1 protein-coding gene is annotated in these 1152 nt (G+C 61.5%); it reads left to right on the forward strand.

Annotated features, from left to right (window positions below; all coding sequences use genetic code 11):
* Window positions 1-166 precede the first annotated feature (166 nt).
* Window positions 167-1152: ATP-binding protein (locus tag HMPREF9141_RS12300; RefSeq protein WP_040555201.1), on the forward strand; the 986-nt coding region annotated here is incomplete at its 3' end.

Genomic DNA, 1152 nt, shown 5'->3' on the forward strand with positions numbered 1-1152 from the left:
ACGGAGACTTGCCGCCGGGGAGGGATGGCATCCCTGCACGGCCCGACAGTCCGGAAGCATATACCGCCTGTGACATCAGACCGGTGCGGCCCGACCGGTGATGTTGCCCGCCGGCTCCGGGCGCATATACAATTTGCAACACCCACATAAAAAGAAGGAACGAGCGATGAAATACCCTATCGGAATACAGAACTTTGAAAGTCTGCGGAAAGACGGCTACACGTATGTGGACAAGACGGCCATGATCCATCAGCTGGCCTCCCAGGGAAGATACTACTTCCTCAGCCGTCCCCGCCGTTTCGGCAAAAGCCTGCTCCTCTCCACCCTCGAGGCCTATTTCGCAGGGAAGCGCGGGCTGTTCAGGGGGCTGGCGATGGAGAAGCTGGAAAAGGACTGGACGGCCTTCCCCATCCTGCACCTCGACCTGAACACGGACGACTACCAGCATGGAAACGTCCTCGGGCAGCGTCTGAACCTCGTCCTCTCCCAGTGGGAGAAGCTCTACGGCAAGGAGGCGGGCGAGGCGACCTTCTCCCAGCGGTTCGAGGGGGTCATCCGCCGTGCCGCCGAGAAGACGGGCCGGCGGGTGGTCATCCTCGTGGACGAATACGACAAACCCCTGCTGCAGACCCTTGGAGACGATGCGCTTCAGGCCGCCCACCGGAATCTCCTCAAGTCCTTCTACGGTGCATTGAAGTCGCAGGACCAGTACATCCGCTTCGCCCTGCTCACCGGCGTGACGAAGTTCGGGAAGGTCAGCGTTTTCTCCGACCTCAACAACCTCTTCGACCTCTCGATGGACGAACGCTACCAGTCGCTCTGCGGCATCACGGAGGAGGAGATACACGCTTATTTCGGGGAGTCCGTCCGTGAGCTCGCCGGCCGGCTGGGCCTGACCGTGGAGGAGACGCTCGCCCGGCTCAGGGAGCAGTACGACGGCTACCACTTCCGCCAGAACGGAATCGGCGTCTACAACCCCTTCAGCCTGCTCAACACCTTCAGCAAGCTGGAATTCGGCAGCTACTGGTTCGAGACCGGCACGCCCACCTACCTCGTGGAACTGCTCCAGCGCGACGACTACGTCCTGCCCAACCTCACCGAGGAGGTGGCGACGGCCGACGTGCTGAACAGCATCGACTCCTTCTCCAGCAA

This window comes from Prevotella multiformis DSM 16608, assembly GCF_000191065.1.
In the GTDB taxonomy this organism is placed as follows: domain Bacteria; phylum Bacteroidota; class Bacteroidia; order Bacteroidales; family Bacteroidaceae; genus Prevotella; species Prevotella multiformis.